At 70.2% G+C, this 25,194-nt stretch carries 17 protein-coding genes; 11 read left to right on the top strand and 6 right to left on the bottom strand.

The window, feature by feature from the left end:
- Nucleotides 1–29 precede the first annotated feature (29 nt).
- Both IDM45_RS14570 and IDM45_RS14565 read right to left on the bottom strand, forming a co-directional pair.
- A complete protein-coding gene (locus IDM45_RS14570; protein WP_209423491.1) occupies nt 30–1,913 on the bottom strand; it encodes a hybrid sensor histidine kinase/response regulator in 1,884 nt (627 codons plus the stop codon).
- On the bottom strand, nt 1,897–2,580 hold the full coding sequence (locus IDM45_RS14565) for a response regulator (RefSeq protein WP_209423490.1): 684 nt from the start codon (nt 2,578–2,580) through the stop codon (nt 1,897–1,899). Before IDM45_RS14565 ends, IDM45_RS14570 begins: the two co-directional genes overlap by 17 nt.
- A gap of 172 nt (nt 2,581–2,752) precedes the next feature.
- Here IDM45_RS14565 and IDM45_RS14560 point away from each other — a divergent pair, with 172 nt between their 5' ends.
- The 5 genes from IDM45_RS14560 to IDM45_RS14540 all read left to right on the top strand — a co-directional run bounded on the left by IDM45_RS14560 (nt 2,753) and on the right by IDM45_RS14540 (nt 9,856).
- Entirely contained in the window at nt 2,753–3,316 is a 564-nt protein-coding gene (locus IDM45_RS14560; protein WP_209423489.1) for a hypothetical protein, read from the top strand.
- Nucleotides 3,317–3,395: 79 nt separating this feature from the next.
- Nucleotides 3,396–4,508, top strand: coding sequence for an Lcl C-terminal domain-containing protein (locus IDM45_RS14555; RefSeq protein ID WP_209423488.1), 1,113 nt, complete (start codon nt 3,396–3,398; stop codon nt 4,506–4,508).
- Between the two features lie 85 nt (nt 4,509–4,593).
- Nucleotides 4,594–7,467 (top strand): Lcl C-terminal domain-containing protein, encoded by a 2,874-nt coding sequence (locus tag IDM45_RS14550; RefSeq protein WP_209423487.1) that lies wholly within the window; start codon nt 4,594–4,596, stop codon nt 7,465–7,467.
- Nucleotides 7,468–7,842: 375 nt separating this feature from the next.
- On the top strand, nt 7,843–8,391 hold the full coding sequence (locus IDM45_RS14545; protein WP_209423486.1) for an iron transporter: 549 nt from the start codon (nt 7,843–7,845) through the stop codon (nt 8,389–8,391).
- Nucleotides 8,348–9,856, top strand: a complete 1,509-nt coding sequence (locus IDM45_RS14540) for a 4Fe-4S binding protein (protein ID WP_209423485.1) — start codon at nt 8,348–8,350, stop codon at nt 9,854–9,856. Before IDM45_RS14545 ends, IDM45_RS14540 begins: the two co-directional genes overlap by 44 nt.
- 67 nt (nt 9,857–9,923) lie before the next feature.
- Here the strand turns inward: IDM45_RS14540 and IDM45_RS14535 are convergent, their stop codons facing one another.
- The gene (locus IDM45_RS14535) at nt 9,924–10,127 is read right to left on the bottom strand and encodes a hypothetical protein (protein ID WP_209423484.1); all 204 of its coding nucleotides are present in this window, start codon (nt 10,125–10,127) and stop codon (nt 9,924–9,926) included.
- Nucleotides 10,128–10,465: 338 nt separating this feature from the next.
- Here IDM45_RS14535 and pyk point away from each other — a divergent pair, with 338 nt between their 5' ends.
- The 6 genes from pyk (at nt 10,466) to IDM45_RS14505 (ending at nt 19,128) form a co-directional block, all read left to right on the top strand.
- Nucleotides 10,466–11,902, top strand: coding sequence for a pyruvate kinase (gene pyk, locus IDM45_RS14530; RefSeq protein WP_209424147.1), 1,437 nt, complete (start codon nt 10,466–10,468; stop codon nt 11,900–11,902).
- 115 nt (nt 11,903–12,017) lie between these two features.
- A complete protein-coding gene (fba, locus tag IDM45_RS14525) occupies nt 12,018–13,082 on the top strand; it encodes a class II fructose-bisphosphate aldolase (protein WP_209423483.1) in 1,065 nt (354 codons plus the stop codon).
- Between the two features lie 276 nt (nt 13,083–13,358).
- Entirely contained in the window at nt 13,359–14,918 is a 1,560-nt protein-coding gene (locus tag IDM45_RS14520; protein WP_209424146.1) for a Re/Si-specific NAD(P)(+) transhydrogenase subunit alpha, read from the top strand.
- Between the two features lie 42 nt (nt 14,919–14,960).
- Nucleotides 14,961–16,373 (top strand): Re/Si-specific NAD(P)(+) transhydrogenase subunit beta, encoded by a 1,413-nt coding sequence (gene pntB / locus IDM45_RS14515; protein WP_209423482.1) that lies wholly within the window; start codon nt 14,961–14,963, stop codon nt 16,371–16,373.
- A 156-nt stretch (nt 16,374–16,529) separates the two neighbouring features.
- Nucleotides 16,530–18,215: a long-chain-fatty-acid--CoA ligase gene (locus tag IDM45_RS14510; protein ID WP_209423481.1), complete on the top strand. Its 1,686-nt coding sequence runs from the start codon at nt 16,530–16,532 to the stop codon at nt 18,213–18,215.
- 157 nt (nt 18,216–18,372) lie between these two features.
- A complete protein-coding gene (locus tag IDM45_RS14505; RefSeq protein ID WP_209423480.1) occupies nt 18,373–19,128 on the top strand; it encodes a 5'-methylthioadenosine/adenosylhomocysteine nucleosidase in 756 nt (251 codons plus the stop codon).
- A gap of 306 nt (nt 19,129–19,434) precedes the next feature.
- Here IDM45_RS14505 and IDM45_RS17780 read toward each other — a convergent pair whose 3' ends face one another.
- The 3 genes from IDM45_RS17780 to bcsZ are packed head-to-tail and all read right to left on the bottom strand — an operon-like array spanning nt 19,435 to nt 25,108.
- The gene (locus IDM45_RS17780) at nt 19,435–20,943 is read right to left on the bottom strand and encodes a cellulose synthase subunit BcsC-related outer membrane protein (protein WP_325168986.1); all 1,509 of its coding nucleotides are present in this window, start codon (nt 20,941–20,943) and stop codon (nt 19,435–19,437) included.
- Entirely contained in the window at nt 20,895–23,906 is a 3,012-nt protein-coding gene (locus tag IDM45_RS14500) for a tetratricopeptide repeat protein (RefSeq protein ID WP_233457509.1), read from the bottom strand. The genes IDM45_RS17780 and IDM45_RS14500 overlap by 49 nt, the downstream gene beginning before the upstream one ends.
- On the bottom strand, nt 23,867–25,108 hold the full coding sequence (gene bcsZ / locus IDM45_RS14495) for a cellulose synthase complex periplasmic endoglucanase BcsZ (protein WP_209423479.1): 1,242 nt from the start codon (nt 25,106–25,108) through the stop codon (nt 23,867–23,869). The genes IDM45_RS14500 and bcsZ overlap by 40 nt, the downstream gene beginning before the upstream one ends.
- Nucleotides 25,109–25,194 lie beyond the last annotated feature (86 nt).

The raw sequence follows: 25,194 nt of genomic DNA, 5'->3' as shown, positions 1-25,194 counted from the left end.
TGAAAAAGGCGTCAGGCAAGCGCTGGCAGCTATGCTTTTTGTATCTCTGAAACCGGCACCGGCGCCAGCACCTGCACCAGCGCCGCGCGCAGCTGTAGCGCCGACACCGGCTTGTGCAGCAGCAGCGCATCGGTGGACTGGGCGTCGCGCAGGCGCTGCGGCGAGGTGTCGCCGGTCATGATGATGGCCGGCACACGCCGGCCCAGATAGGCGCGCACGGCGTCCAGCGCCTGGCGGCCCGTGGCGCCGTGGCGCAGCCGAAAATCCGCCACCACGACATCGGGCGGCGCCATGCCCACCAGGGCCTCCAGCGCCTGGGCCGCCGATTCGGCGCACACGCAGACGCAGCCCCAGCTGTGCAGCAGCGCCTGCATCCCGGCGCGCACCGCCTCGTCGTCGTCGATGACCAGCAGCGACAGCCCGGCCAGCGCACCATCGTCGGCCACGCCATCGCCTGCCGGGCCATCCAGCAGCGCGCCGTGCCAGGCCGGCAGGTACAGGCGAAACACCGAGCCGCGCCCCGGGCGCGAGCGCACCTCGACCTCGCTGCCCATGGCGCGCGCCAGGCGCTGGGCAATCGCCAGGCCCAGGCCCAGGCCACGGCGGCGGTCGCGCTCGGGATTGCCCAGCTGGTGGAATTCGCGAAACACCTCGCCCAGGTGCTCCGGCGCGATGCCGCAGCCGGTATCCCAGACCTCCAGCGCCAGCCGCCCGGCGCGCCGGCGGCAGGCGATCAGCAGGCCGCCGGCGTCGGTGTAGCGCAGCGCGTTGGAGATGAAGTTGTGCATGACCAGATCGGCCAGCGCCCGGTCGGCGTGCGCCGCCGCCGTGGTCTCGCGCGTGCGATAGACCAGCGCGGCGGCGTCGGCCTGCGGGCCGAACTCCTGCTCCAGCGCCGACAACAGGCCCTGCACGGCAAACGGCGCCGGGCGGGCGCGCACCACGCCAGCCTCCAGGCGCGAGTAGTCCAGCAGCGTGGTCAGCATCTCGGCGCCGGCGGCCTGCGCGGCGCGCGCATGGCCCAGCACGCCAGCCTGGGCATCGCTGAGCGGGCTGCGCGCCAGCGTGTCCAGGAACAGGCCCAGCGCGTGCAGCGGCTGGCGCAGGTCGTGGCTGGCGGCGGCCAGAAAGCGCGACTTGTCCTGGTTGGCCTGCTGCGCCACCTGCAACGCGCGCAGGGCGCGCTCGGTCTGCTCGTACAGGCGCTCCAGCAGGCGCTGGTTGTCGAATTTCAGCTCGATGCTGGCCAGCGCCGCCTGCGCCAGATTGCGCGCGTGCAGCGCCGTCAGCACGTAATAGACGCCCAGCAGCGCGCAGCCGGGCAGGGCCATGTCGCCGCCGGCCAGCGTCAGCGCCAGCGCCACGCTGCCCACGGTGCAGCTCAGGTAGAACAGGTAGGCCGGCAGCAGCGGCGCACCCAGGCCCAGCGCACCGGCAGACACCGTGCTGAGCACGCCGATGGCATAGATCACCGCATCCCGGCTGCTGCCCTGCCACAGCGCAACGATGCCCAGCGAGCCCCAGGTCAGGCCCATGGCCACCATGCACAGCAGCAGCCGGTGGGCGTCGGCGCGCGGCCTGGCCGGCGTGCGCGGCAGGGGGCGCAGCGCCAGGTGGACGGCCAGCACCACCGCCAGATGCGAGGCCAGCCAGCCCAGCATGACGCCCAGCGGCACCACCAGCGCCATCAGCCAGACCACGCCGCCAGCCGTCACCGCCGAGGACGCCAGCGTGCGCGGAAAGGCCTGGAGCAGCAGTTGCACCTGCTCGGCCAGCACGGCGTCGCGCTGCCAGTGCAGCGCCTCGCACAGGCCGGCGCGCGGCGGCTGGCGGCGCGCGGCAGCGGCAGTGGCCAGCACCTCGGCGGCCTGCGCCGGGACGCTGTCCGGTTCGGCGTCAGCAGGGGAGGCCATCGGCCAGCGGCCCCTCGGCCAGGCCCAGGCGCTGCGCGGCCAGCAGCGCCGTGCTGCGGCTGTTGACGCCCAGCAGCGCGAAGATGGCCGAGACATGGACGCGCACGGTGTTCTCGCTCAGGCCCAGGTCGCGCGCGATGACCTTGTTGGGCCGGCCCGTACACAGCAGGCGCAGCACCTCGCTCTGGCGCGCGGTGAATACCGGCACCGCCTGGCCGGGCAGGGCTGCAGGCGGGGCAGCGGCAATGCTGGGAAAGCACGGCTGGCCGGTGCGCGCCAAGTCGATGGCAGCCAGGATGTCAGCGCCGCTGGCGCTCTTGGGCAAAAAGCCGTCGGCGCCCCGCGCACGCGCCTCGCGCACGGCGTCCGGCGCGACGCTGGCCGACACCAGCAGCACGCGCGCGCGCGGGTGCGCCTGGCGCAGCGGGCGCAGGCCGTCCAGGCCGTTCATGCCGGGCATCTGGATGTCCAGCAGCACCAGGTCGATGGGCGGGTCACCGGCCAGCGCGCAGGCTTCGGCCACGCTGCCGGCCTCGGCGATGCGGCCCACGGCAGGGTGATCCTGCACGATCAGGCGCAGGCCGGTGCGAAACAGGTTGTGGTCATCCACCAGCAGCAGGTGCAGCGGGCGCAGCAGTTGCGAAGGCAGGGGCTCGGGCGCAGGCATGGGGCGCAAGTATTGCCGAGGACGGCGGCGCCGGCCTTAGTCCATTTGTGTGATGGACGTGCTGGACGCAGCGCTGCATCCTGCCGTGGTCTTGGCCTGTCCCTGCGGCCTGTCTCCTGGCCGGTTGCCTGGCCTACCCCGGCACTCGCCGTTTCCTGCGCGCCCCGCTGCCATGTCCTTTGCCCAACCTGCCCTTGCCTCTGCCCCTGCCCTCGTCCCTGCCGCTGACCGCCCTGCCCAGCCGGCGGCCTCCCGGCCTGCCGCCGCCGGGCTGGCCGGACAGGCGGTGGACGAGCTGCTGGCTGCCTGCGCGTCGCAGCTCGACGTGCGCCTGGGCGTGATCATCGAGCAGCTCGATCTGCAGGCCGGCGTCTGGCAGTACTCGCTGGACGCAGGCGCGCACTGGCGCACCATCCGCACCGACATACTGAACCGACCCGCGCCCATGGGCCTGGCGCTGGCTCCCGAGGCGCGCCTGCGCGTGCAGCCCTTTGCCGGCAGCGCGCACCGGCGGGCGCGCATCGTGCTGCACGCCGCGCAGAGCACCATCCACGCCGCCAGCGGCTGCTACTGCCCCTATGCGCCCGAAGGCCGCAGCGCGGCGGCGCGCAGCATCGTGCTGGAGCTGGCGCTGTCGGCCATCAACGCCACGCCAGCGGCCAGCGCCCCCCGGCCTCGCAACAAGGGCGTGCGCGCCGGGCGCACCCAGGATGCAGCCCGGGCGCCGGGCGATTGAACGAAAACTTTCATATTTTTGGATGATTTTGCCCTCAAACGCTTGCCTGGCAAGCGCTTACAGCTATGAAAACAAGAGCGTGAAGCATTGCCTTGCCGCACTCGTTGCCTTCACCCTATGTGCCGCGCCGCTGCTGGCGCGGGCGCACGACAGCGCCAGCAGCAGTCCAGCCGCTGCGGCAGCAAGCGCCACGCTTACCTTCGCCATCAGCGTGGGCGCCAGCCCGGCGGATGCGGGCCGCGTGGTCTGCGCGCCCAACCCGGTGCCGCACGGCGGCGCTGCCACCTGCCGGGCGCTGTCCAGCGCCCATGCGCTGACCGCCTGGGGCGGCGACTGCGCCGGCCAGAGCGGCCCGCTGTGCAGCCTGGCCAACGTCACCGAGGCCAAGACCGCCACGGCGCAGTTCGACGCCAGCCGGATCACCCCGCGCGCCCTAAACGACACCGGCGTGCTGGCCAGCGGCGCTGCCGGCAGCGGCAATGCCAGCGCCTGCGACCCGGCCCACCCCAGCGGGCAGGACTGCCACTACGGGCGCGACGCCGGCGCGGCCCTGGGCCAGCTGGCCAAGCAGGGCGCCAGTGCCAGCGCAGCCAACGGCTTCGACTACACGAAGATTGCCAACGACGGCAGCGAGCTGCCCGCTGCTGCTGCCCTGGGCAGCGGCAGCGGCGACTGGGCCTGCACGCGCGACAACGTGACCGGCCTGGTCTGGGAGGTCAAGACGGCCAATCCCACCAACCCCGGCGCCGACCTGCGCGATGCGGGCTACCTCTACACCTGGTACGACCCGCACAGCCCGGACGGCGACAGCGGCGCGCAAAACCCTGGCGATGACTGCCAGACCCCGGGCCGCTGCACCACCAGCCAGTTCGTGCAGGACGTGAACGCCGCCGGCCTGTGCGGCGCGCGCGACTGGCGCCTGCCCAGCGTGCAGGAGCTGGAGAGCCTGCTGGATCTGGGCCGCGCCAGCGCCGTGCAACCTCCGGGTTCGGCACCGGCCATCGACCCGGACTACTTCCCGAACACACCGCTGCTGCCGCTGTGGAGCAGCACGCCGCTGGCCGACCCCAGCCTGTTGGATGCACCCAGCGCCTGGTTCGTCGATTTTGACCCGTCGGGCTGCAGTGCTGGAGCCTGCCCAGGCGAGCGCTTCCTGCCCCTGGGCGTGCGCCTGGTGCGCGGCGGGCAGTGACGATTCAAGCATGGAAATGGCCTGAAACCCTTGCCAGACAAGCGCTGACAGCTATTTAAAACAGAGCATCAACAGGAATCCAGCCATGCCCACGATGGTCAACCTCGGCTCCCGCCAGGTGCGCCCCGCCCACACGCCACGCACGCAGCCGCTGCCGCGCACGCCCATCATGGCCGCCGTGCTGCTGGCCGTCACGGCGCAGGCCCAGGCACAGGCGCTGTGCCACAACGGCAATCTGCCCGGCAACCCGGCGGCGATCTACCAGCAGCACGGCGACGGCACCGTCACCGACCAGCGCACCGGCCTGATGTGGAAGCAGTGCGCCGAGGGCCAGGACGCCTCGGGCGGCAGCTGCAGCGGCAGCGCCCAGGCCATGGACTGGGCGCAGGCGCTGGCACACGCCGCCGGCCACGAATTCGCCGGCCACAGCGACTGGCGCGTGCCCAATCTGCGCGAGCTGCGCAGCCTGGTCGAACACTGCCGCACGGCGCCGGCCATCAATACCAAAGTCTTTGCCAACGCTCCCTGGGTGGCCGATGAGATGCAAGGCAGCTGGACGGGCACACCTGATCTGCGCACCGCCGACCACAGCTGGGTCGTGGGCTTCCAGTACGGTCTGCAGGACTCGGTGGCGCGCACGACGGCCCACCATGTGCGCCTGGTGCGCGCCGGGGCCGATGCCAGCTTGCTGCCGCAGTGGCGGGATGTGGCCCTGTCGGGCGCGCCCACGCAGGCCAGCGCCACCATGCAGGCCACCAGCAGCCTGGCCGGCCAGGGCCATTGGCTGGTGGTGACGCGCGGCAGTGCTGCGCCCACGCCGGCGCAGGTCAGGAATGGCGGCGGGGGCGGCTATGTCGGCACCATCGTGGCGCAGGGCGGCGCGCTGATGACAGCCGGCACACCGGCCACGTTCACCGTCCTGGGCGGGCTGGCGCCGGGCGCTGATTACGACTGGTATTTCGCCGTCCAGGCCCAGTCCGGCCACCTCAGCCGCAGGGTGGCCAAGGTGGCGTTCAGCACGACCGCCAGCGCGGCCTGCGGCAGCGCGCACAACGCTGGTGCCGCACCCCTGCTGGCCGAAGCGCCCAGCGCCGATCTGTGCCAGACCGGCACGGCCTCGCCGGTCGTGGGCGGCAACACCATCTGGGGCTGGAGCTGCCGGGTCGGCAGCGATGCGCCGCAGCAATGCCAGGCCCCGCGCGGCTACCGGGTCACGCCCAGCGCCGGCACCGGCGGCAGCATCGCGCCTGCTGCGCTGCAGACCGTGGCCTACGGCGCCCAGCCCGACTTCCAGATCACGGCCAGCAGCGGTTTCAGCGTCGCCGGCGTGGGCGGCAGTTGTGGCGGCAACCTGGTGGGCGCCGTGTTCACGACGCTGGCCATCACCCAGGATTGCACGGTGCAGGCGACGTTCCAGGCAGTGCCGCCACCGCCACCGCCACCACCACCTCCACCCCCGCCCGACCCCCAGGAGCCCCCCGCACCAGCCGAGCTGCACATCACCGCCCCCGGCACCGTGCAGCTCACCGAGCCGTCACGGCCCATCGTCATCGCCCCGGGTGCAGAGGGCGCCACGCTGGTGCTGCCGGGCGCGGGCAGCACGCCGGTGGCGCTGGCGCTGACCCTCAACGGCCAGGCGCTGGCCGTGCGCGTCCTGCCGGGCGCGCAGCTGCAGGTGGCGCTGCACCAGGGCGAGGCGCTTTTGGTGCTGCGCGTGCTGCAGGGCTGGGCCGAGTTGACGGCCAGCCGCGCCGGCCAGCCGCTGGTGCTGGCCGGCGCTGTGCTGCTGCGCGCCGCCAGCGCCGGCACGCGCGTCGAGGGCGTGCCGCTGGCCAGCGGCGTGCTGGCGGGTGCGCTGCTGGCGCCGCCGGGCCAGCTGCCCCAGCTGGACGCGCGCGGCCTGCTGGCCGGCGAGCGCCTGCGCATCGACGGCCAGGGCCGGGTCAGCGCCATCGAGCTGGGCACGGTCGGCGCTGCTGGAGGCGGTGCCGGCCCATCTGGCGCTACGGATGTGCCGCCGGGCGATGCGCTGGCGCTGCCCGAGCTGGGCGCGCAGGTGCGCTTTGCCGCTGCCCCGGTGCAGCTGCAGGGTGCGGTGGCGCGGTTGGCAGCAGGTGCGGCAGGTGCGCAGCCGCCAGCCCAGGCCCGCGAGGCCGGCAATGTCCCGGCCAGCGCTGCCGGCTGGCCCGCCGTGCTGCAGCAGCACGCCCGCGCCCTGGCCCAGGCGCTGGCGCTGGCGCCGGGGGCCGCCGCCAGCGTGCAGTTCGACCGCCACGGCCTGATGCTGTGGCGCCTGGGGCCATGGACGGCGGCGCTGGCCCCGCTGGCTGCCGTGCAGATCGACGTGCGCCGGCCCGATGGCCTGGGCTATACGCCCGAGGGCCTGGTGCAGATCGCCCACTCGGGCCTGGTGCTGACGCTGGCGCCCAGCGTGGCCGACTGGCCGGGCCTGGTGCAGGCGCTGGCCGCTGCCGCGCCCCAGGCCAGCGTGCAGCTCACGCCCGAGGGGGTGCTGGTGTTGCGCCTGGACGGTGCGCGCTGGGTGCTGCGCCCGGCGCTGCTGGCGCAATCGGGCGCGCCGCAGCCCGGCGCTTCAGCCGCGCCGGCTTGGCTCGATGCCGACGCCGACGGCACGCTGGTGCTGCAAGGCCCGCACGCGCAGCGCCTGCCCTGGGCGCTGGCCGACTACGCCCGCGCCCGCGCCGTGCTGCACGAGCTCCTGCCCGGCGCGCAGGTGCAAGCCGGCCTGGCGCCCGAGGGGGCGCTGCAGGTGCAGTTGCCAGAGGGCGCAGGCGCCTGGGCGCTGCTGCCCCAGCCGCAGTTGCGCAGCACTTGGCTGGAGCCTGGGCTGGCGGCGCTGTTTGCCGATGGCCAGCGCTGGGCCGTGGATGGCAGCGGCCAGTTGCTGCTGCGCCTGCCTACCGGCGTGCAGGCGCTGGCCATCGTGCCGCTGCCGTGAGGCCCTGCAATGCCCCAGTGCAGCGCGCAGAAGCTGCCCATCGGCATCCAGAGGCGCGCACCCAGTCGCCGCGCCGTGAAGAACACTGGCACTGCCCCTTGCCGGCTCCCTCTCCCAAGGGGGAAGGAGCCAAGACAGCGCACGCCTGCATCGGGCGCAGCGCACTGCATCACACCGCCTGCATCAGCCCCTCAAAACTCCTGTTTTAATAGCTGCTATCGCTTGCCCAACAAGGCTTTTGAGCCTATTTCATTGATTTTTCAGCTTTGTTGATCCGCATCAGTCCCGGCGCATGATGCCGGCGCTGTATCTGCCGAGACCCTTTCTACAATTGTTATTGAGAACATTTCTCATTAACGTTTCTGGAGGATAGAGATGGGCAGACGATGGAAATCGCAATGGCTGGGCGCCTTGCTGCTGGCGGGCGCTCTGGGCGGCATTCAGGCGGCGGAGGTGCCGATCGGCAAGGCTCAGGTGATCGCCGGCATGGAGGTTGGCGCGGTCTATCTGCAGCCCATCGCCATGGAGCCCGCCGGCATGATGCGCGAGGCTCGGCTGTCCGACATCCACCTGGAGGCCGATATTCGCGCCGCCAAGGGCAATGTCAACGGTTTTGCCGAGGGCGACTGGGTGCCGCATCTGGTGGTGCGCTACCGGCTGGCCAAAGCCGGCGAGGCCCAGGTGCTCGAAGGCGAGCTGATGCCCATGGTGGCCAGCGACGGGCCGCACTACGGCGACAACGTCAAGCTGATGGGGCCGGGCAAGTACACCCTGACGCTCAGCGTGCAGCCGCCGGGCAGTGGCCAGGGCGCGCATTTCGGCCGCCATGTGGACAAGGAAACCGGCGTCGGCCCGTGGTTCAAGCCCTTCGAGGCACGCTATGAATTCACCTACGCCGGCATTGGCAAGAAGGGCGGCTACTGAGCCGTGGGCGCAGCGCGCGCTGGCCGCTGCCGGCGAGTGGCTGCGCACCCATGCCCATGTGGTGCGGCGCCTGCAGTGGGCGGTGGTACTGGCCTATGCCGTGCTGCTCGTCGTGCCGGCGCTGCTGCCGCTGCCAGGCCCCACGGCGCGCGCCTGGAACCATCTGACGGTGCTGGCCGAGTTCGCCTTCTGGGGCATCTGGTGGCCCTTCGTGCTGGTCAGCATGGTGCTGTTCGGGCGCCTGTGGTGCGGCGTGCTCTGCCCCGAGGGCACGCTGACCGAGTGGGCGGCGCGCCGTGGCCGTGGCCTGGGCGTGCCACGCTGGATGCGCTGGGGCGGCTGGCCCTTCGTGGCCTTCGTCGGCACTACGGTCTATGGGCAGATGGTCAGCGTCTATCAGTATCCGAAGGCAGCGCTGCTGGTGCTGGGCGGCAGCACCGTGGCGGCGCTGGCCGTGGGGTACCTGTACACGCGCGGCAAGCGCGCCTGGTGCCGCTACCTGTGCCCGGTCAACGGCGTGTTCGCGCTGCTGTCCAAGCTGGCGCCCATGCACTACCGGGTGGACGACCAGGCCTGGCGGCGTTCGCTGCAGACCGGGGCCGGGACGGCAGCGGGCGCACCGCAGTCCATCCGCATCGTGCGCCGCGCCGGCGTACCCGCCGTGGATTGCGCGCCCATGCAGCCGCTGCGCCACATGCAGGGCGCCAGCGGCTGCCACATGTGCGGGCGCTGCAGCGGGCACCGGGGAGCAATCGCGCTGCAGTGGCGCTCGCCCACGCAGGAGGTGGTGCGCGTCGGCGCCACCGAGGCCACGCACTGGCAGACCTGGCTGATCGTCTTCGGCCTGCTGGGCGTGGCCATAGGCGCCTTCCACTGGAGCGCCAGCCCCTGGTTCGTCGCCGCCCGGCAGGCGGTGGCCACCTGGCTGGTCGAGCGCGACATCTACTGGCCGCTGGCGGACAACGCGCCCTGGTGGTTGCTCACGCACTACCCGGAGCACAACGACGTTCTCACCTGGCTGGATGGCGCGCTGCTGCTGGCCTACATCGGCGCCAGCGCGCTGGTCTGGGGCGGGGTGACGCTGGCGCTGCTGGCGCTGGCCGTGCGCCTGGCCGGGCCGTGGCGCAGCCAGCGGCTGCACCACCTGGCGCAGGCGCTGATCCCGCTGGCCGGACTGGGCGTGTTCCTGGGTCTGAGCGCCATCACGCTGACGCTGCTGCGCGGCGAGGGTGTCTTCGTGCCCTGGGCCAATGCGGCGCGCCTGGCGTTGCTGGCCGCCGCCAATGCCTGGTCGCTGTGGCTGGCCGTGGCCATCGTGCGCCATTGGCAGGGGCTGGGACTGGAGCAGGGACAGGGGCAGGCAGCCGCCCCAGGGCCAGCCCGGGCCGCCCTCGCCCTGCTGCCCTTCGTGCTGGCGCTGGCCTGGGTGGACAGCGCCTGGGGCTGGCTGTTCTGGTGGTGGTGAGGCATCGGGTGCGTGGCGTTGTGCGCTGAGGGCGTCGCCAGGATCGTGGACACCCTCTGGAACAGCCTTACCAGCGCACCGTCAGACCGGCGCCCAGGGTATGCACCGCCGGGCTGGCGCCGAAGCTGCGCCGCCAGCCCAGGCTGGCATCCACGTCCTCGCCCACATGCCAGATGGCGCCCAGCAGGCCGAATCTGTCCGTGCGGCTCTCGCGGTCGGCGGCGCGGCTGGCGCCGATGTCGGCCACCAGGCTCAACTGCGGCGCTGGCACGCTGCCAGGGCAGGTTGACGGCCACGTCCAGGTCGTCCGTCAGGCCTGCGGCACGCTCGCGCGCCCGGCTGTGGTCGGTGCTGGCTTCGAGTTGCCAGCGCCCGGTGCCCTGGGTGCCGGTGTCGTCCCGATCAGCCGATGCTGCGGCCTTCCAACCCCGCTCGGGACAGCGCCGCGCCGCCTTCGGCACGGCGGCATGATCATGATGCGAATGACAACTATTCTCAATTGATGAGATTTGATCCAGTGCAAGCATGGGCCGAAGAGTTCGGCGACGCGCATCTGTAACGCATCCCATGCAAGAATCGAAACTCGATTACATCCAGGAGCTGTTTCCCATGCGCATCCGCCGTGCCACCAAGATCGTCGCCACCCTCGGCCCCGCCTCCAGTGACCCGCAACTGCTCGAACGCATGATTGCGGAGGGCGTGAACGTGGTGCGGCTGAACTTCAGCCACGGCAAGGTCGAAGACCACGTGCAGCGCGCCGCCATGGTGCGCGAGGCGGCGCAGCGCGCCGGGCGCGAGGTGGCCATCATGGCCGACCTGCAGGGACCGAAGATCCGCGTGGGCCGCTTTGCCGAAGGCCGCGTGCTGCTGCAGCCGGGCCAGGTCTTCGTGCTGGACGCCGAGCGCAGCGAGCCCGGCGACGAGGCCGGCGTCGGCCTGGACTACAAGGAGCTGCCGCGCGACGTGAAGCCAGGCGACGTGCTGCTGCTCAACGACGGCCTGATCGAGCTGGTGGTGGATGCGGTGCGCGGCGAGCAGGTCTGCACCACGGTGCGCATCGGCGGCGAGCTGTCCAACAACAAGGGCATCAACAAGCAAGGCGGCGGCCTCACGGCTCCGGCGCTCACCGCCAAGGACATGGAGGACATCAAGACCGCGATGAGCTTCCAGGCCGACTATGTGGCAGTGAGTTTTCCCAAGAACGCCACCGACATGGAGATGGCGCGCCAGCTGTGCAACGTGGCGGCGGCGCCGCATCGCCACAAGCCCGGGCTGATCGCCAAGATGGAGCGCGCCGAGGCCGTGCCGCTGCTGGCGGAGATCCTGCGCGTGTCCGACGGCATCATGGTGGCGCGCGGCGACCTGGCCGTGGAGGTGGGCAACGCCGCCGTGCCGGCGCTGCAAAAAAAGATGATCCGCATGGCGCGCGACATGGACAAGGTGGTCATCACCGCCACGCAGATGATGGAGAGCATGATCACCAACCCGGTGCCCACGCGCGCCGAGGTCAGCGACGTGGCCAATGCGGTGCTCGACGGCACCGACGCGGTCATGCTGTCCGCCGAGACTGCCGCCGGCAAGTACCCGCTGGAGACGGTGCTGGAGATGGCCAAGATCTGCGCCGCCGCCGAGGCTGCCGAAGACCCCGAGCACGACGGCGACCTGACGGGCCAGACCCTGGGGCGCATCGACCAGTCGATCGCCATGGGGGCGCTGTTCACGGCGCACCACCTGGGCGCCAAGGCCATTGTGGCCATGACCGACAGCGGCTCCACGGCGCTGTGGATGAGCCGCCACCGCATCCACATCCCCATCTACGCGCTGACGCCGAAGGTGGCCACGCAGCGGCGCATGGCCCTGTATCGCAACGTGCGCCCGCTGCTCATGGACACCAGCTGCGACCGCGACACCGCACTGGAGCAGGCCGAGAGCCATCTGAAGATGCGCGGCATCGTGCAGCAGGGCGACCTGTACGCCATCACCTGCGGCGAGCCCATGGGCCAGCCGGGCGGCACCAACATGCTCAAGATCTGCCGCGTGCGCTGAAGCCCCTGGCTGTCGGTCGGTGGGGCGGGGCTGGCTAGAATTGCCGGTTACCAAGCGGTTACCAACCGCCTCTCTCTCCCCTTCCCGCCTTCCAACCTTCGAACGGATCCACACCATGCCTCTCGTCTCGATGCGCGAACTGCTCGACCATGCCGCCGACCACGGCTATGGCATCCCCGCCTTCAACGTCAACAACCTGGAGCAGGTGCAGGCCGTGATGGCCGCCGCCGACGAGGTGGGCGCGCCCGTGATCCTGCAGGCCAGCGCCGGCGCGCGCAAATACGCAGGCGAGAGCTTCATCAAGCACCTGATCGCCGCCGCCGCCGAGGCCTATCCGCATATCCCGCTGGTCATGCACCAGGATCACGGCACGTCGCCGGCCATCTGCCAGGGTGCGCTCGACCTGGGCTTTGGCTCGGTCATGATGGACGGCTCGCTGCTGGAAGACGGCAAGACCCCTTCCGACTTCGACTACAACGTGCGCGTGACGCAGGAAGTGGTGGCCATGGCGCACCGCATCGGTGCCACCGTCGAGGGCGAACTCGGCTGCCTGGGCTCGCTGGAGACCGGCGAGGCCGGCGAGGAAGACGGCGTGGGTGCCGTGGGCAAGCTCAGCCACGACCAGCTCCTGACCGACCCCGAGGAGGCGGCGCAGTTCGTCCAGGCCACGCAGCTCGATGCCCTGGCCATTGCGATCGGCACCAGCCACGGCGCCTATAAGTTCTCGCGCCCGCCCACGGGCGACGTGCTGTCGATTGCGCGCGTCAAGGAGATCCACGCACGCATTCCCAACACGCACCTGGTCATGCACGGCAGCTCCAGCGTGCCGCAGGAGCTTCTGGCCATCATCAACCAGTACGGCGGCAAGATGAAGGAAACCTACGGCGTGCCGGTGGCCGAGATCCAGGAGGCCATCAAGCACGGCGTGCGCAAGATCAACATCGACACCGACATCCGCCTGGCCATGACCGGCGCGGTGCGCAAGTTCCAGGCCGAGAACCCGGACAAGTTCGACATGCGCGAGTGGATGAAGCCGGCGCGCGAGGCCGCCCGGGTCATCTGCAAGCAGCGCTACCTGGAGTTCGGCTGCGAAGGCCAGGCCAGCAAGATCAAGGGCTACTCGCTGGCCGAGATGGCCAGGAAATACGCCGCCGGCGAACTGGCTCAGGTCGTGCGCTGATTTTCCCGCGTCCGCAGCCCTGCGGCGCCCATGTACTACGGCAGTCTTCGGGCTGCCTTTTTTTTTGCTCCCTGCCGGCAGGCCGGGCGTAGCGACAGGCAACTGAAATTTCTTCATGTAAGCTAAGGTTCAGTCAAACCGTGTAGTCGCGGAGCCTTTCATCCTGGTGCCTGGATCTCCAGAGCACGCAAGTCTTTGCGCGCCGGTCAAGGAATTCCCAACCTCCAGGAGATAGTGCATGCAGACCCCCAACGGCCCCTAGCGCAGCGCATCGGCATACCCAGGGAAGTCTTCCCCGGCGAAAAGCGTGTGGCCAGCGTACCCGACGTGGTGGAAAAACTCATCAAGCTGGGTTTTGTCGTTGCTATCGAGACGGGCGCCGGCGAGGCTGCCAACTTCGACGATGAGGCCTACCGCGCCGCCGGCGCCGAGGTGCTGCCGGACGCCGCCGCCCTGTGGGCAGCGTCGGACATCGTCTTCAAGGTGCGCCCGCCCACGCCCGAGGAAGTGGCGCTGATGCGCCCGGGAGGCATCCTGGTCGGCTTCATCTGGCCGGCGCAAAACCCCGAGCTGATGCAGCAGCTGGCCGCCAGGGGCGCCACCGTGCTGGCCATCGACAGCCTGCCGCGCACCCTCTCGCGCGCGCAGAAGATGGACGCGCTGACCTCCACCGCCGGCGTCTCGGGCTACCGCGCCGTGATCGAGGCGGCCAACGCCTTTGGCCGCTACTTCAACGGCCAGATCACGGCCGCCGGCAAGGTGCCGCCGGCCAAGGTCTTCATCGCCGGCGCCGGCGTGGCCGGTCTGGCGGCCATCGGCACGGCAGCGAATCTAGGCGCCGTCGTGCGCGCCAACGACACGCGCGCCGAAGTGGCCGATCAGGTCAAGTCGCTGGGCGGCGAGTTCGTCAAGGTGGACTACGAAGAAGACGGCTCGGGCGGCGGCGGCTATGCCAAGGTCATGAGCGAAGGCTTCCAGGCGGCGCAGCGCCAGATGTACGCCGAGCAGGCCAAGGATGCCGACATCATCATCACCACCGCCCTGATCCCGGGCAAGCCGGCGCCCAAGCTCATCACCGCCGAGATGGTGCGCAGCATGAAGCCGGGCAGCGTCATCGTGGACATGGCCGCCGAGCAGGGCGGCAACTGCGAACTCACCGTGCCCGGCGAGGCGGTGGTGCGCCACGGCGTGACCATCATCGGCTACACCGACCTGCCCTCGCGCCTGGCCAAGCAGTCCTCCACGCTATACGCCACCAACCTGCTGCGCCTGGCCGAGGAGCTGTGCAAGGCCAAGGACGGCGTGGCCGTGGTCAACATGGAAGACGACGCCATCCGTGGCCTGACGGTGACCAAGGACGGCACCATCACCTGGCCGCCCCCGCCGCTGGCCGCGCCGCCCGCCCCGGCGCCCAAGGCGGCTGCGCCGGTGGTCGAGAAGAAATCTGCCCACGGCCCGGGCGAGCCCATGTCGGCCAAGGCGCTGTCCATCGTCTTTGCCGTGCTGGCGGTGCTGTTCTGGGCCATCGGCGCCCATGCCCCCGAGGCTTTCCTGGCGCACTTCACGGTCTTCGTGCTGGCCTGCTTCATCGGCTACATGGTGGTCTGGAACGTGACGCCGGCGCTGCACACGCCGCTCATGAGCGTCACCAACGCCATCTCCAGCATCATCGCCATCGGTGCGCTGGTGCAGATCGCCCCGCCCGCCATGGGCGCTGCAGGACGCCCGGACGGCCTGATCACCTGGCTGGCCTTTGCCGCGCTGGTGCTCACTGCCGTCAACATGTTCGGCGGCTTTGCCGTCACGCGCCGCATGTTGGCCATGTTCCGCAAATAAGAACGCAATGCAAGCAACAGGAACAAGGAAGCTCTGAACATGATGTCCTCAAGTCTCGCCACGGTGGCCTATCTGGGCGCCGCCATTCTTTTCATCCTCAGCCTGGGTGGACTGTCCAACCCCGAAACCTCGCGCCGGGGCAACCTGTTCGGCATCATCGGCATGACGCTGGCTGTGGTGGCCACGGTGCTGGGCCCGCGCGTGTCGCCCGCCGGCCTGGGCTGGATCGCCGGCGCCCTGGTCATCGGCGGCGCCATCGGCCTGTACGCCGCGCGCGTGGTCAAGATGACGCAGATGCCCGAGCTGGTCGCGCTGATGCACAGCCTGGTCGGCTTGGCCGCCTGCCTGGTCGGCTTTGCCAGCTACGTCGATACTTCCATCGTGCTCACCGGCGCAGAAAAAACCATCCACGAGGTGGAGATCTACGTCGGCATCCTGATCGGTGCCGTGACGTTTTCCGGCTCGTTGATCGCCTTCGGCAAGCTCAACGGCAAGATCGGCGGCAAGCCGCTGCTGCTGCCGGCACGCCACTGGCTGAACCTGGTGGCGCTGCTGGTGGTGATCTGGTTCGGTGGCCAGTTCCTGGCCGCGCCGGATGTGCAATCGGGCATGTTGCCGCTGATCGTCATGACGGTGATTGCGCTGCTGTTCGGCATCCACATGGTCATGGCCATCGGCGGCGCCGACATGCCGGTGGTGGTGTCCATGCTCAACAGCTATTCGGGCTGGGCGGCGGCGGCCACCGGCTTCATGCTGTCCAACGACCTGTTGATCGTGACCGGCGCGCTGGTGGGCTCCAGTGGTGCCATCCTGAGCTACATCATGTGCAACGCCATGAACCGCAACTTCATCAGCGTGATCGCCGGCGGCTTCGGCTCAGGCGGCGGCGCCCCGGCGAAAAAGGGCGGCGCTGCCGAGCCCCAGGGCGAAGTGGTGCCGGTGAGCGCCGGCGAGACCGCCGAGCTGCTGCGCGAGGCCAAGAGCGTCATTATCATCCCCGGCTATGGCATGGCGGTGGCGCAGGCGCAGCACACCGTCAACGACATCGTGCGCACCTTGCGCGAGCGTGGCGTGGCAGTGCGCTTTGCCATCCACCCGGTGGCCGGTCGTATGCCTGGGCATATGAACGTGCTGCTGGCCGAGGCCAAGGTGCCGTATGACATCGTCATGGAGATGGACGAGATCAACGAGGACTTCCCCGACACCGACGTGGCCATCGTGATCGGTGCCAACGACATCGTGAACCCGGCAGCGCAGGACGACCCGGACAGCCCGATCGCCGGTATGCCAGTGCTGGAAGTGTGGAAGGCGCACACCTCCATCGTCATGAAGCGCTCCATGGCCTCGGGCTACGCCGGCGTGGACAACCCGCTGTTCTACAAGGACAACAACCGCATGTTGTTTGGCGATGCCAAGAAAATGCTGGATGAAGTCTTGAGCGCGCTCAAGGGCTGAGCTCCCTGCCGCCGCTGCACCCGCGCCACGCCCTCTTGCCGGAAGGCATAATCCGCGAAAAATGCACGACCGTGCTTTTTCGCGGTGCAGTGCCCGCCCGGCCCCGGTTCACCCAGTACGCAACCTCAGCAACAAGCACAACAGGAGACTTTGACAATGACCGACCGTCCATGGCTTGCCGCCTACCCGCAGGGCGTGCCCACCGACATTGATCCAAGCCAGTACACCTCGCTGGTGCAGCTGATGGAGCAGGCCTTTCGCGACTACGCCGACCGCACGGCCTACAGCTTCATGGGGCAGGACATCAGCTACGCCGAGACCGACCATCTCAGCCGCCAGTTCGCCGCCTATCTGCAAAGCCTGGGCCTGGCGCGTGGCGACCGCGTGGCGCTGATGATGCCCAACGTGCCGCAATACCCGGTGGCCGTGGCCGCTGTGCTGCGCGCCGGCTACGTGGTGGTCAACGTCAACCCGCTGTACACGCCGCGCGAACTGGAGCACCAGCTCAAGGATTCGGGAGCGCGCGCCATCATCATCATCGAGAACTTCGCCGCCACGCTGCAGGCCTGCATCGCCAGCACGCAGGTCAAGCACGTGGTGCTGTGCGCCATGGGCGACCAGCTCGGCTGGCTCAAGGGCAAGCTGGTCAACTACGTAGTGCGCAACGTCAAGAAGCTGGTGCCGCCCTACGAGCTGCCCGGCGCCGTGCGCTTTGCCGATGCCATGAGCAAGGGCGCCAGCGCGCCCTTCAAAGCGCCCGATCTCAAGCCCGACGACATCGCCCTGCTGCAGTACACCGGCGGCACCACCGGCGTGTCCAAGGGCGCGGTGCTGCTGCACCGCAACATCATCGCCAACGTGCTGCAGTCCGAGGCCTGGAACTCGCCTGCCATGGGCCGCATCCCGGCGGGCGAGCAGCCCACCGCCGTGTGCGCGCTGCCGCTCTATCACATCTTCGCCTTCACGGTGAACATGATGCTGTCCATGAGGACGGGCGGCAAGACCATCCTGATCCCCAACCCGCGCGATCTGCCTGCCGTGCTCAAGGAGCTGTCCAAGCACACTTTCCACAGCTTCCCGGCCGTCAACACGCTGTTCAACGGCTTGGCCAACCATCCCGATTTCGGCACCGTCAACTGGCGCAACCTCAAAGTCTCGCTGGGCGGCGGCATGGCAGTGCAGGCCGCCGTGGCCAAGCTGTGGCTGGACAAGACCGGCTGCCCGATCTGCGAGGGCTACGGCCTGTCCGAGACCAGCCCCTCGGCCAGTTGCAATCCGGTCACGGCCAAGGAGTTCTCGGGCACCATCGGCGTGCCCATCCCCAGCACCTACCTGCGCATCCTGGACGACGATGGCAACGACATCTCGGCCACGGGCCGCGCCGGCGAGATCGCCATCAAGGGGCCGCAGGTCATGGCCGGCTACTGGCAGCGCCCGGACGAGACAGCCAAGGTCATGACCGAGGACGGCTATTTCAAGAGCGGCGACATCGGCACCATGGACGAGCGCGGCTACTTCAAGGTGGTCGATCGCAAGAAGGACATGGTGCTGGTCAGCGGCTTCAACGTCTATCCCAACGAGGTCGAGGACGTGGTGGCGCTGATGCCGGGCGTGCTGGAGTGCGCCGTGGTCGGAGTGCCCGACGAGAAGACCGGCGAGGCCGTCAAGCTGGTCATCGTGCGCAAAGACCCGCACCTGACCGAGGATGACGTACGCCAGTTCTGCCGCAACAACCTCACCGGCTACAAGCAGCCGCGCGTGATCGAGTTCCGCGACGAGCTGCCCAAGACGCCGGTGGGCAAGATCCTGCGCCGCGAGCTGCGCGACGCACGCAAGGGCTGACGCACCGCACCTCTGCCGGCCTCGCCCCGCACCGGGCCGGGCCGCACGCAGCCGCCGCAAGCCGGGATAATCCCGGCTTTTTTGTGTCTGCAAATTGCCTGCCTGCGACTGCCTGCGACTGTCGGCAATGGCACGCCACTGTCTGTAGTTCCTCGCCATGACCACTGCCATCCTCAGCGCCCTGCCCGAAGAGCAGGGCAGCCTGGTTTCCGCCTTGCAGGCGCCCGAGCGCATCGAGCACGCCGCCCGCACCTTCTGGCGTGGCCGGCTGCACGGACATGATGTGGTGTTGGCGCTGTCGGGCATCGGCAAGGTGGCGGCAGCCACCACCGCCGCTGCCCTGGCCGAGCGCTTTGCCGTGCGGCGCATGGTCTTCACCGGCGTGGCCGGCGGCATCGGCGACGGTGTGCAAGTGGGCGATGTGGTCGTGGCGCGCGACTATCTGCAGCACGACATGGACGCCTCGCCCATCTTCGAGCGCTGGCTGGTGCCCGGCCACGCAGGCGTGTGCATGGCCTGCGACGCCCCCTTGACTGCTATTCTTTTGGAAGCTTGCAGCGCTTGCCTGGCGGGCTTTTCAGCCGGTTTTGACCATGAATCCGAGTCGGCACCCCAGGCGGCCAGACTGCACCACGGGCTGATGGTCAGCGGCGACCGCTTCGTCAGCACCGCCGCCGAATCGCAGCGCCTGCGCGCCGAGCTGCTGGCCGCCGGCCACGACGCGCTGGCCGTGGAAATGGAGGGCGCCGCCGTGGCCCAGGTCTGCCGCGACTACGGCCTGCCGTTTGCCGCCGTGCGCACCATCTCCGACCGCGCCGACGACAGCGCGCATGTGGACTTCCCGCATTTCGTGCGCCACGTGGCCGGCCCGCGCGCCGATGCCATCATCCACAGGCTACTGCAATTACTATGAATAAAGTAGCTGCCAGCGCTTGTCTGGCAAGGGTTTCAGCCACTTTTCATACAAATTTGCGTTGTGCGTTGTGCGTTGTGCGGAGTGTTCAGGCAAAACGCCCAAGGCCAGATGCACAACCATCCAACCGCCCCGCGCCCTCTCAGAGCGTGTTTACGATCTCCACGCGCAGGGGCGCGGGTGCGGATCGGGATGGGCTGCCAGGCGCAAACCGCAGCGATAGCCCGTGCTATCGCGAGGATTTGCAACGCCGCAGACCGCCCGAGGCCGCGCTCGCGCACCCGCGCGGGGATCGTAAACACGCTCTCAGAAAGCGTAGGGCGACTTGAGCGGCGCCACGGGCAGGCTCTGGCGCCCGGCATAGGGCTGCAGGGCATAGCGCACGTACAGGCCGCCGGTGAACTGGCGGTAGTTGCGCGCATTGTCCAGCGCCAGGTGGCTGCCGACGAACAGCTGCGGGTGCAGCTGGTATTCCATGGCCAAGCCCAGGTTGTAGCCCAGGCCGGTCTTGCTCTGGCCGGGGTAGATGGCGGTGGCGCTGGTGCCGACCTCGCCGAAGGCCTCGGCATCGCTGGCCGCCTGCGCCGCTGCCGCCTGGCGCGCACGGCTGGTCGGGAAGTAGGGTGCGGCGTCTTCCTTGAAGTACTGCACGCCCAGGGCGCCCTTGATCTGGTAGCTCAGCCGACCGCTGCGCTGCGCCCAGTCGAAGGGCACGGCCATGGCCAGGAACTGCTGCGGGCTGAAGTAGCCGCCGTGGCCGTAGGTGAAGTAGCGCAGGTTCTTGTTGTAGGCCATGCCGGTCACGTTCAGGCCGGCAGTGAAGATGGAATCGGTGGTGCGGTGGACGCGCCAGTACATGCCGCCGCCCAGCTCGACGCGCGAGTTGGACTGCACGTTACGGCCCTGCAGGCCATGCAGGCTGCCCACGGCATAGGCGCCGAACTCGCCATCGTCCCAGGTCAGATCCAGGCGCGCGCCATTGGATGAGACGGCGCCCCATTTCTCGCCAGTGCGCGCGTCGCGGGCGCCGGCAAAGGACAGCACGCTGTCCGTGACCGGGCGGCGCGAGAGCTCGCCCGTCAGGCTGATCTGCTCGGAAAAATCCATGCGGTAGCGCACCCCGCCCATGACATCGTTCTGGCGAAAGCCCAGCGGCAGCGTGCCGACGTCAACCGCCAGCTTGGCGGTTTCGTAGGCAAGGCCCAGGCCGACGCCGCCGTCGTTTTGCGAGCCGGGCGAGCGCGTGGGCATGTCCAGCGCCGTGGCCGGCCCGGCGCCGAAGCGGCTGAGCGTGCCGTAGCTGGTCTCGGGCGAACCGGCGCCGACGCCGGTGGGCGTCACGCGCACGGCCATCATGCCGTCGCCGGCGGGGAACTTCATCTCCACCGGCGCCTGCATGTCGGTCAGCTGGCTCATGCCGCTCTCGCCCTGGCGGCCACGCCCGACCACACCGACCGACAGCATGGAGGTGCGCCCTTCCTGCAGTTCGGCCAGGTCGTCCAGCGCACTGCGCGGACGCGCCGGTGTGCCGGGCAGCGCGGCAGCGCCGGAGGCCAGCAGGGGCGCTGTGGCCCAGGCCGAGGGCGTAGTGCCGACCGGCAGCGCCACCGGTGCTGCACCGCCGTAGCCGGCAGGGCTGGCAGAGGCTGCATAAGCCGGCTGGGCTGCGGCGTAGCCGACCGGTTGCTGCTGGTAGGCGGGCGCCTGCAGGGCGCGCGCCGCTGCCGGCGTCATCAGCGCTGTGCTGGCGGTGGCGGGCACCGAGGTCACCGGCGCCGGGATGCCGCCATCACCGCTGCTGCGGGATGCGGGCACTGCGGCAGGGGGCTGTTGGTTGCAGCGGTGGGCTGGAGGTTGCTGCCCCTGGAGCGCGCCGCCGCCGCGTTGCTGCCGGAGCTGTTGGCGTTGCTGGCGCCGGCACCAGTGCGGCGTGCGCTGGCGCCCGATGTGCGGGGCGACGGGGACGCGGCTGCTGCAGGCTCGGCCCCATTGCCGTAATAGCTGGCCGGGGTGGCCGGCGGCGGTGGTGGCGGCGCCGGAAAGCGCGCCACGCCGGCAGGCTGCGGGATGAAGGCCGGCGCCGCAGCGGGCAGGGCCGTCGGCGCTGCCGCTGCCGTGTAGCTGGCGGGCGTGTAGGCGCCGGGAGCCGACACGCCGGCCATGCCGGCGACGGGCGCGCGCGGCGCGCCCCACAGCGGCTGGGCCACGGTGCGGCGAAACGGGTTGCCGCCCGGCGCTCCCGGTGCGGCATAGGTGCCGCCGCCCTGGCCGGTGGCCGCCATCAGTTGCGCGCGCTGGCGCGTCTCGGCCTCGATGGCAGCGGCGAAATACTGCCCGGCCTTGCTGGCCTGGCCCCTGGCGCGATAGACGCGGCCCGCCGCCGTCAGCACTTCCGGATCCTGCGGCGCCAGCTGCAGCGCCACCTGGACGGTGGACTCGGCATAGCCATAGTCCTTGGCGCCGACGGCGGTGTTGGTGGCAGCCAGCAGCAGCTTGACGTTGCGCGGATCGCGCTCTAGCAGGCGGTGGTACAGACCCATGGCCTGGGCGTTGTCGCCATGGTCGGCATACATGCGCGCCAGCGCGCCGATGACTTCGGTGTCGTTTGGACGCTCGGCCAGCAGCGGCGCCAGGGTGTCGTAGGCCCCGGCCAGATCGCCGGCGGCGCGCAGGGCGTCGGCCTGGCGCAGGATGTAGCCCACGCGGATGTCCTCGAAGCCCTGGCGATCCTGCGCCGACATGGGCGTGTCCTGCAGCTGGCGCAGGATGCCGGCCAACTCCACGTCCTGCTGCGTCTTGAGCAGCGTGGCGGCGTACTGCAGGCGCAGGCCGACATCGGGGCGCGGCGTGCGCGCCAGCATGTCGCGCACCATGGCCAGGGCGCGGTTGGGGTCGCCCGCGTCGGCCCAGGCCAGCGCCAGCGCGCCCAGCAGCTCGGGATCCTGGCCGACGAAGGGCTCGGCCTGCACCAGCATCTGCTGCGCCTGGATGGTGCGGCCCTCGCGGCCCAGCAGCGAGGCGGCATCGGCCTGCACATGCACCCAGACGCGCTTTTGCAAGGCGGCGATGTCGCGCGTGCGGTTCTGTTCGGGGATGCGCTCCAGCGTGGCCAGCGCGCCAGCCCAGTCACGTGATTCGGAGGCCAGCAGGGCGCTGGCGTACAGCGCCTCGGGCATATTCGGGTTGGACACCAGCAGGCCGTCCATGACGCCGCGCGCCTCGCTGATGGCGCCCATCTTCAGGTACAGCCGCGCCAGATCCAGGCGCACCCAGGGGTTGGCCGGGTCGTTGAGCAGCGCATCCTCCAGCGCCAGGCGCGCGCCGTTGTCGTCGCCGCGCGCCGCCGCCGCCTTGGCCAGGCCCATGGCCTGGGTGGCGCGCAGGCGGCCCAGGGCGCCCACTTTTTCCTGCTGGCTGGGCGTCAGGCGCTCGACCAGCTGCAGCGCCTCATTGGCCTTGCCGGTCTGCGCCAGCACGCCGACCAGGCCGCGGATGGCGTCCGGGTTGTCGGCCTGGCGCGCCAGCACGCGGCGGTAGCCGGCCTCGGCGGCTTCGAGCTGGCCCAGCTCGGCCAGCACGTCGGCCAGGTCGTTTTGCGCCGTGATCTCCTGCGGGTCGGTGCGCACGGCCTGCTCCAGGATGGGGCGCGCGGCCTCGGCCTGGCCGGCATCGCGCGCGGCGCGTGCCTCCTCGACCAGCGTCCAGTAGGTGGCGCTGGTCAGGGCCTGCTTCCAGCGCGCGGGCGAGCCCTGGCGGCTGGCGCGCTCCAGATAGCCGCGCGCCTGGGCGAACTCTTCCTGGCGCAGGCGCAGCACGCCCATGCCGCCCAGTGCATCGCCATCCTGCGGACGTGCCTGCAACACGCTGCGGAATTCGGCCTCGGCGGCCTCCAGGTCGCCGTCTTCCAGCGCCTTGAAGCCTTCGCTGCTGCGCTCGCGCAGCGGATCGCGCGTGACCACGGCCTGGGTACGGGCGCTGCGCTGCGCGGCCTCGACCTCGCGCAGGCGGGCCGTGACGGCAGCGTCGCCCGGGTGGGCGCGCAAGAAATTCTGGTACAGCGGAATGTCCGAGGTGCGCGTGCCCGTCCAGGCCAGCGCCTTGCGCCAGGCCTCGGTGGCGGCCTTGCCCAGCTCCGGGTCGCTGCTCAGGCGCGCCAGCTGGGCGATGCCCTCGCGGCGCGTGGCCTCGCGGTAGGTCAGGTGCTGGGCCAGCGCCAGGGAGATCTTGGTGTCGTTGGGAGACTCTCGCGCCAGCCGCTCCAGGCCGCGCCGGGCGGCATCCCAGCCGCCCGAGGTGCCGCCCAGGGTCTGGTAGTACTCCAGCGCCAGCGGGCCGGTGGGTTCGGCATCGCCCAGCGCCTCGCGGTAGCTGCTCATGGCCTGCTCGGCCTGGCCTGAGCGCGCCAGGGTGCGCGCCTGCTGCACCTGCGCGGCGTTGCGCTGCACGTTGATTTCCTGCTGCAGCCGCTCGACCAGTCGGTGCTCGGGGTGGGCGCGGCGCAGTTGCTCCAGGTAGCGCTGCGCCTCCTCGGTGCGCTGCGACTGCGCCAGCGCCCGGGCCATGCCGTACAGGGCATCGGGCTGGTTGGGGCTGGCACGCAGCAGCTTTTCCCAGGCCTCGATGGCGCGCTGCGAATCGCCACGCGACTGCCAGTACTGGCCCTGCTCGATCAGCGTGCGTGTGGCGGCGTCCTGGGCCTGGGCCAGCGGTGCGGCCAGGGCAGCGGCCAGTCCCAGAATCAGCGTGTGGTGGTGGCGCTTCGGCCTTTTTGCGGACATGCCTTTTCCCAGCGTAGTTGCAGCCTGCCGCTTGGCAGGAATTGGTAGCGTTGTTCCATGTAGCCGGTGCCGAACAGGCCCAGCACCTGGTCGTAGTAGCGCGCTGGCGCATCCTTGGGCGCTTCCAGCAGTTCGCGGCGCACGCGCTCTTGCTGGGTCTTCAGCGCTGCCGGGGCGCCTGCGGCCTGCAGATAGGGCAGCAGCGCGGCGGAAAAACCCACCGGCCCCTTGCCGTCCGGGTGGCCGACCTCGACGTGGACTTGCTCGGGCGGCGCACCGGCGCCGGCCTTGAGCAGGCCAGCCATGCCGCCCAGGCGCTTTTGCAGCAGCGGCGCCAGCGGGTCGGAGCGCGGCGTCATGCCGGCCCAGAGATAGGTGCGGATGGCGTCATAGCTGCCCACGTCGCTTTTTTCCGGGTCGGTGATGAAGGCGCCGGCGCCGCCACCCTCGGGCACCTGCCAGGCCACCCAGTCGGCGACGAAGCCCTTGGGCGTGATGTCGGCCAACATGCGCGCGTAGCTGTCGATGACCGCTTTCCAGGGGCCTTGCGGGTCGAACTGCTGCAGGCCGCGCGCCAACGGCACGGGCAGGTAGCTGGGGTTGAGGCGCCAGGTGCGTGGCCCGATCATGAAGCCCTGCGTGGCCGGCAGCAGCGTCGGCCCCAAGCCTGGCAGATCGGCCACCTCGTGCCTGGCGACCAGCGCCAGCAGGGCGCGCGCCTGCTCGGCGTAGCGCGGCTCGCCCCAGACGCGGGCGGCCTCGATCAGAGCGTAGGCAAACCACAGGTTGGCATCGGAAGCGGCATTGGCATCGACCACGCCCCAGGAGCCGTCGTCCTTGCGCCCCCATTGCCAGGCGGGCAGCTGCGCCGTGATGTCGCCGCCGGCCAGGTTGGCGATGCTCCAGTTCCACAGCTTGTCGAAGCGCGCCCGGTCGCGCGCCACCAGCGCAAAGAACATGGCATAGGACTGGCCTTCGGAGGTCGAATGCTGCTGCGCCACGCTGAAGTCGATCACCCGTCCATCGGCCTGCATGAAGCGCTCGGCGAATTGCTGCCACAGCGGCCACGAGGCGGCTGCACAGTCGTCTGCCGCCTGGGCCGGCAGGCCGCCCAGCAGCCACAGCGCCGAGGCGGCGGCCAGGGTGCGCACCAGGCGCCGGGACACAAGAGGCAGACGTTCGTGGGGATGTGCAATGGACATGATCAAGCTATCGATTCGAGAGCTGTCCGCGCTTGACTGGCGCCGGTTTTCATGGAAAACCATGCAAATCCGGCGCCCGTTGCGCA

The sequence above is a fragment of the Melaminivora jejuensis genome, assembly GCF_017811175.1.
GTDB classification, from domain to species: Bacteria; Pseudomonadota; Gammaproteobacteria; order Burkholderiales; family Burkholderiaceae_C; genus Melaminivora; species Melaminivora jejuensis.
The sequence above is the reverse complement of the archived record's forward strand: the minus strand, read 5'-3'. Positions and strand labels throughout refer to the sequence as shown.

Coding starts and splice junctions, on each gene's coding strand:
- IDM45_RS14540 (WP_209423485.1), top strand. CDS start 8,348: ATGAATTCACCTACGCCGGCATTGGCAAGAAGGGCGGCTACTGAGCCG.
- IDM45_RS14550 (WP_209423487.1), top strand. CDS start 4,594: ATGCCCACGATGGTCAACCTCGGCTCCCGCCAGGTGCGCCCCGCCCAC.
- bcsZ (WP_209423479.1), bottom strand. CDS start 25,108: ATGTCCATTGCACATCCCCACGAACGTCTGCCTCTTGTGTCCCGGCGC.
- IDM45_RS14505 (WP_209423480.1), top strand. CDS start 18,373: ATGACCACTGCCATCCTCAGCGCCCTGCCCGAAGAGCAGGGCAGCCTG.
- IDM45_RS14560 (WP_209423489.1), top strand. CDS start 2,753: ATGTCCTTTGCCCAACCTGCCCTTGCCTCTGCCCCTGCCCTCGTCCCT.
- IDM45_RS14565 (WP_209423490.1), bottom strand. CDS start 2,580: ATGCCTGCGCCCGAGCCCCTGCCTTCGCAACTGCTGCGCCCGCTGCAC.
- IDM45_RS14545 (WP_209423486.1), top strand. CDS start 7,843: ATGGGCAGACGATGGAAATCGCAATGGCTGGGCGCCTTGCTGCTGGCG.
- IDM45_RS14510 (WP_209423481.1), top strand. CDS start 16,530: ATGACCGACCGTCCATGGCTTGCCGCCTACCCGCAGGGCGTGCCCACC.
- pntB (WP_209423482.1), top strand. CDS start 14,961: ATGTCCTCAAGTCTCGCCACGGTGGCCTATCTGGGCGCCGCCATTCTT.
- IDM45_RS14570 (WP_209423491.1), bottom strand. CDS start 1,913: ATGGCCTCCCCTGCTGACGCCGAACCGGACAGCGTCCCGGCGCAGGCC.
- pyk (WP_209424147.1), top strand. CDS start 10,466: ATGCGCATCCGCCGTGCCACCAAGATCGTCGCCACCCTCGGCCCCGCC.
- IDM45_RS14500 (WP_233457509.1), bottom strand. CDS start 23,906: ATGTCCGCAAAAAGGCCGAAGCGCCACCACCACACGCTGATTCTGGGA.
- fba (WP_209423483.1), top strand. CDS start 12,018: ATGCCTCTCGTCTCGATGCGCGAACTGCTCGACCATGCCGCCGACCAC.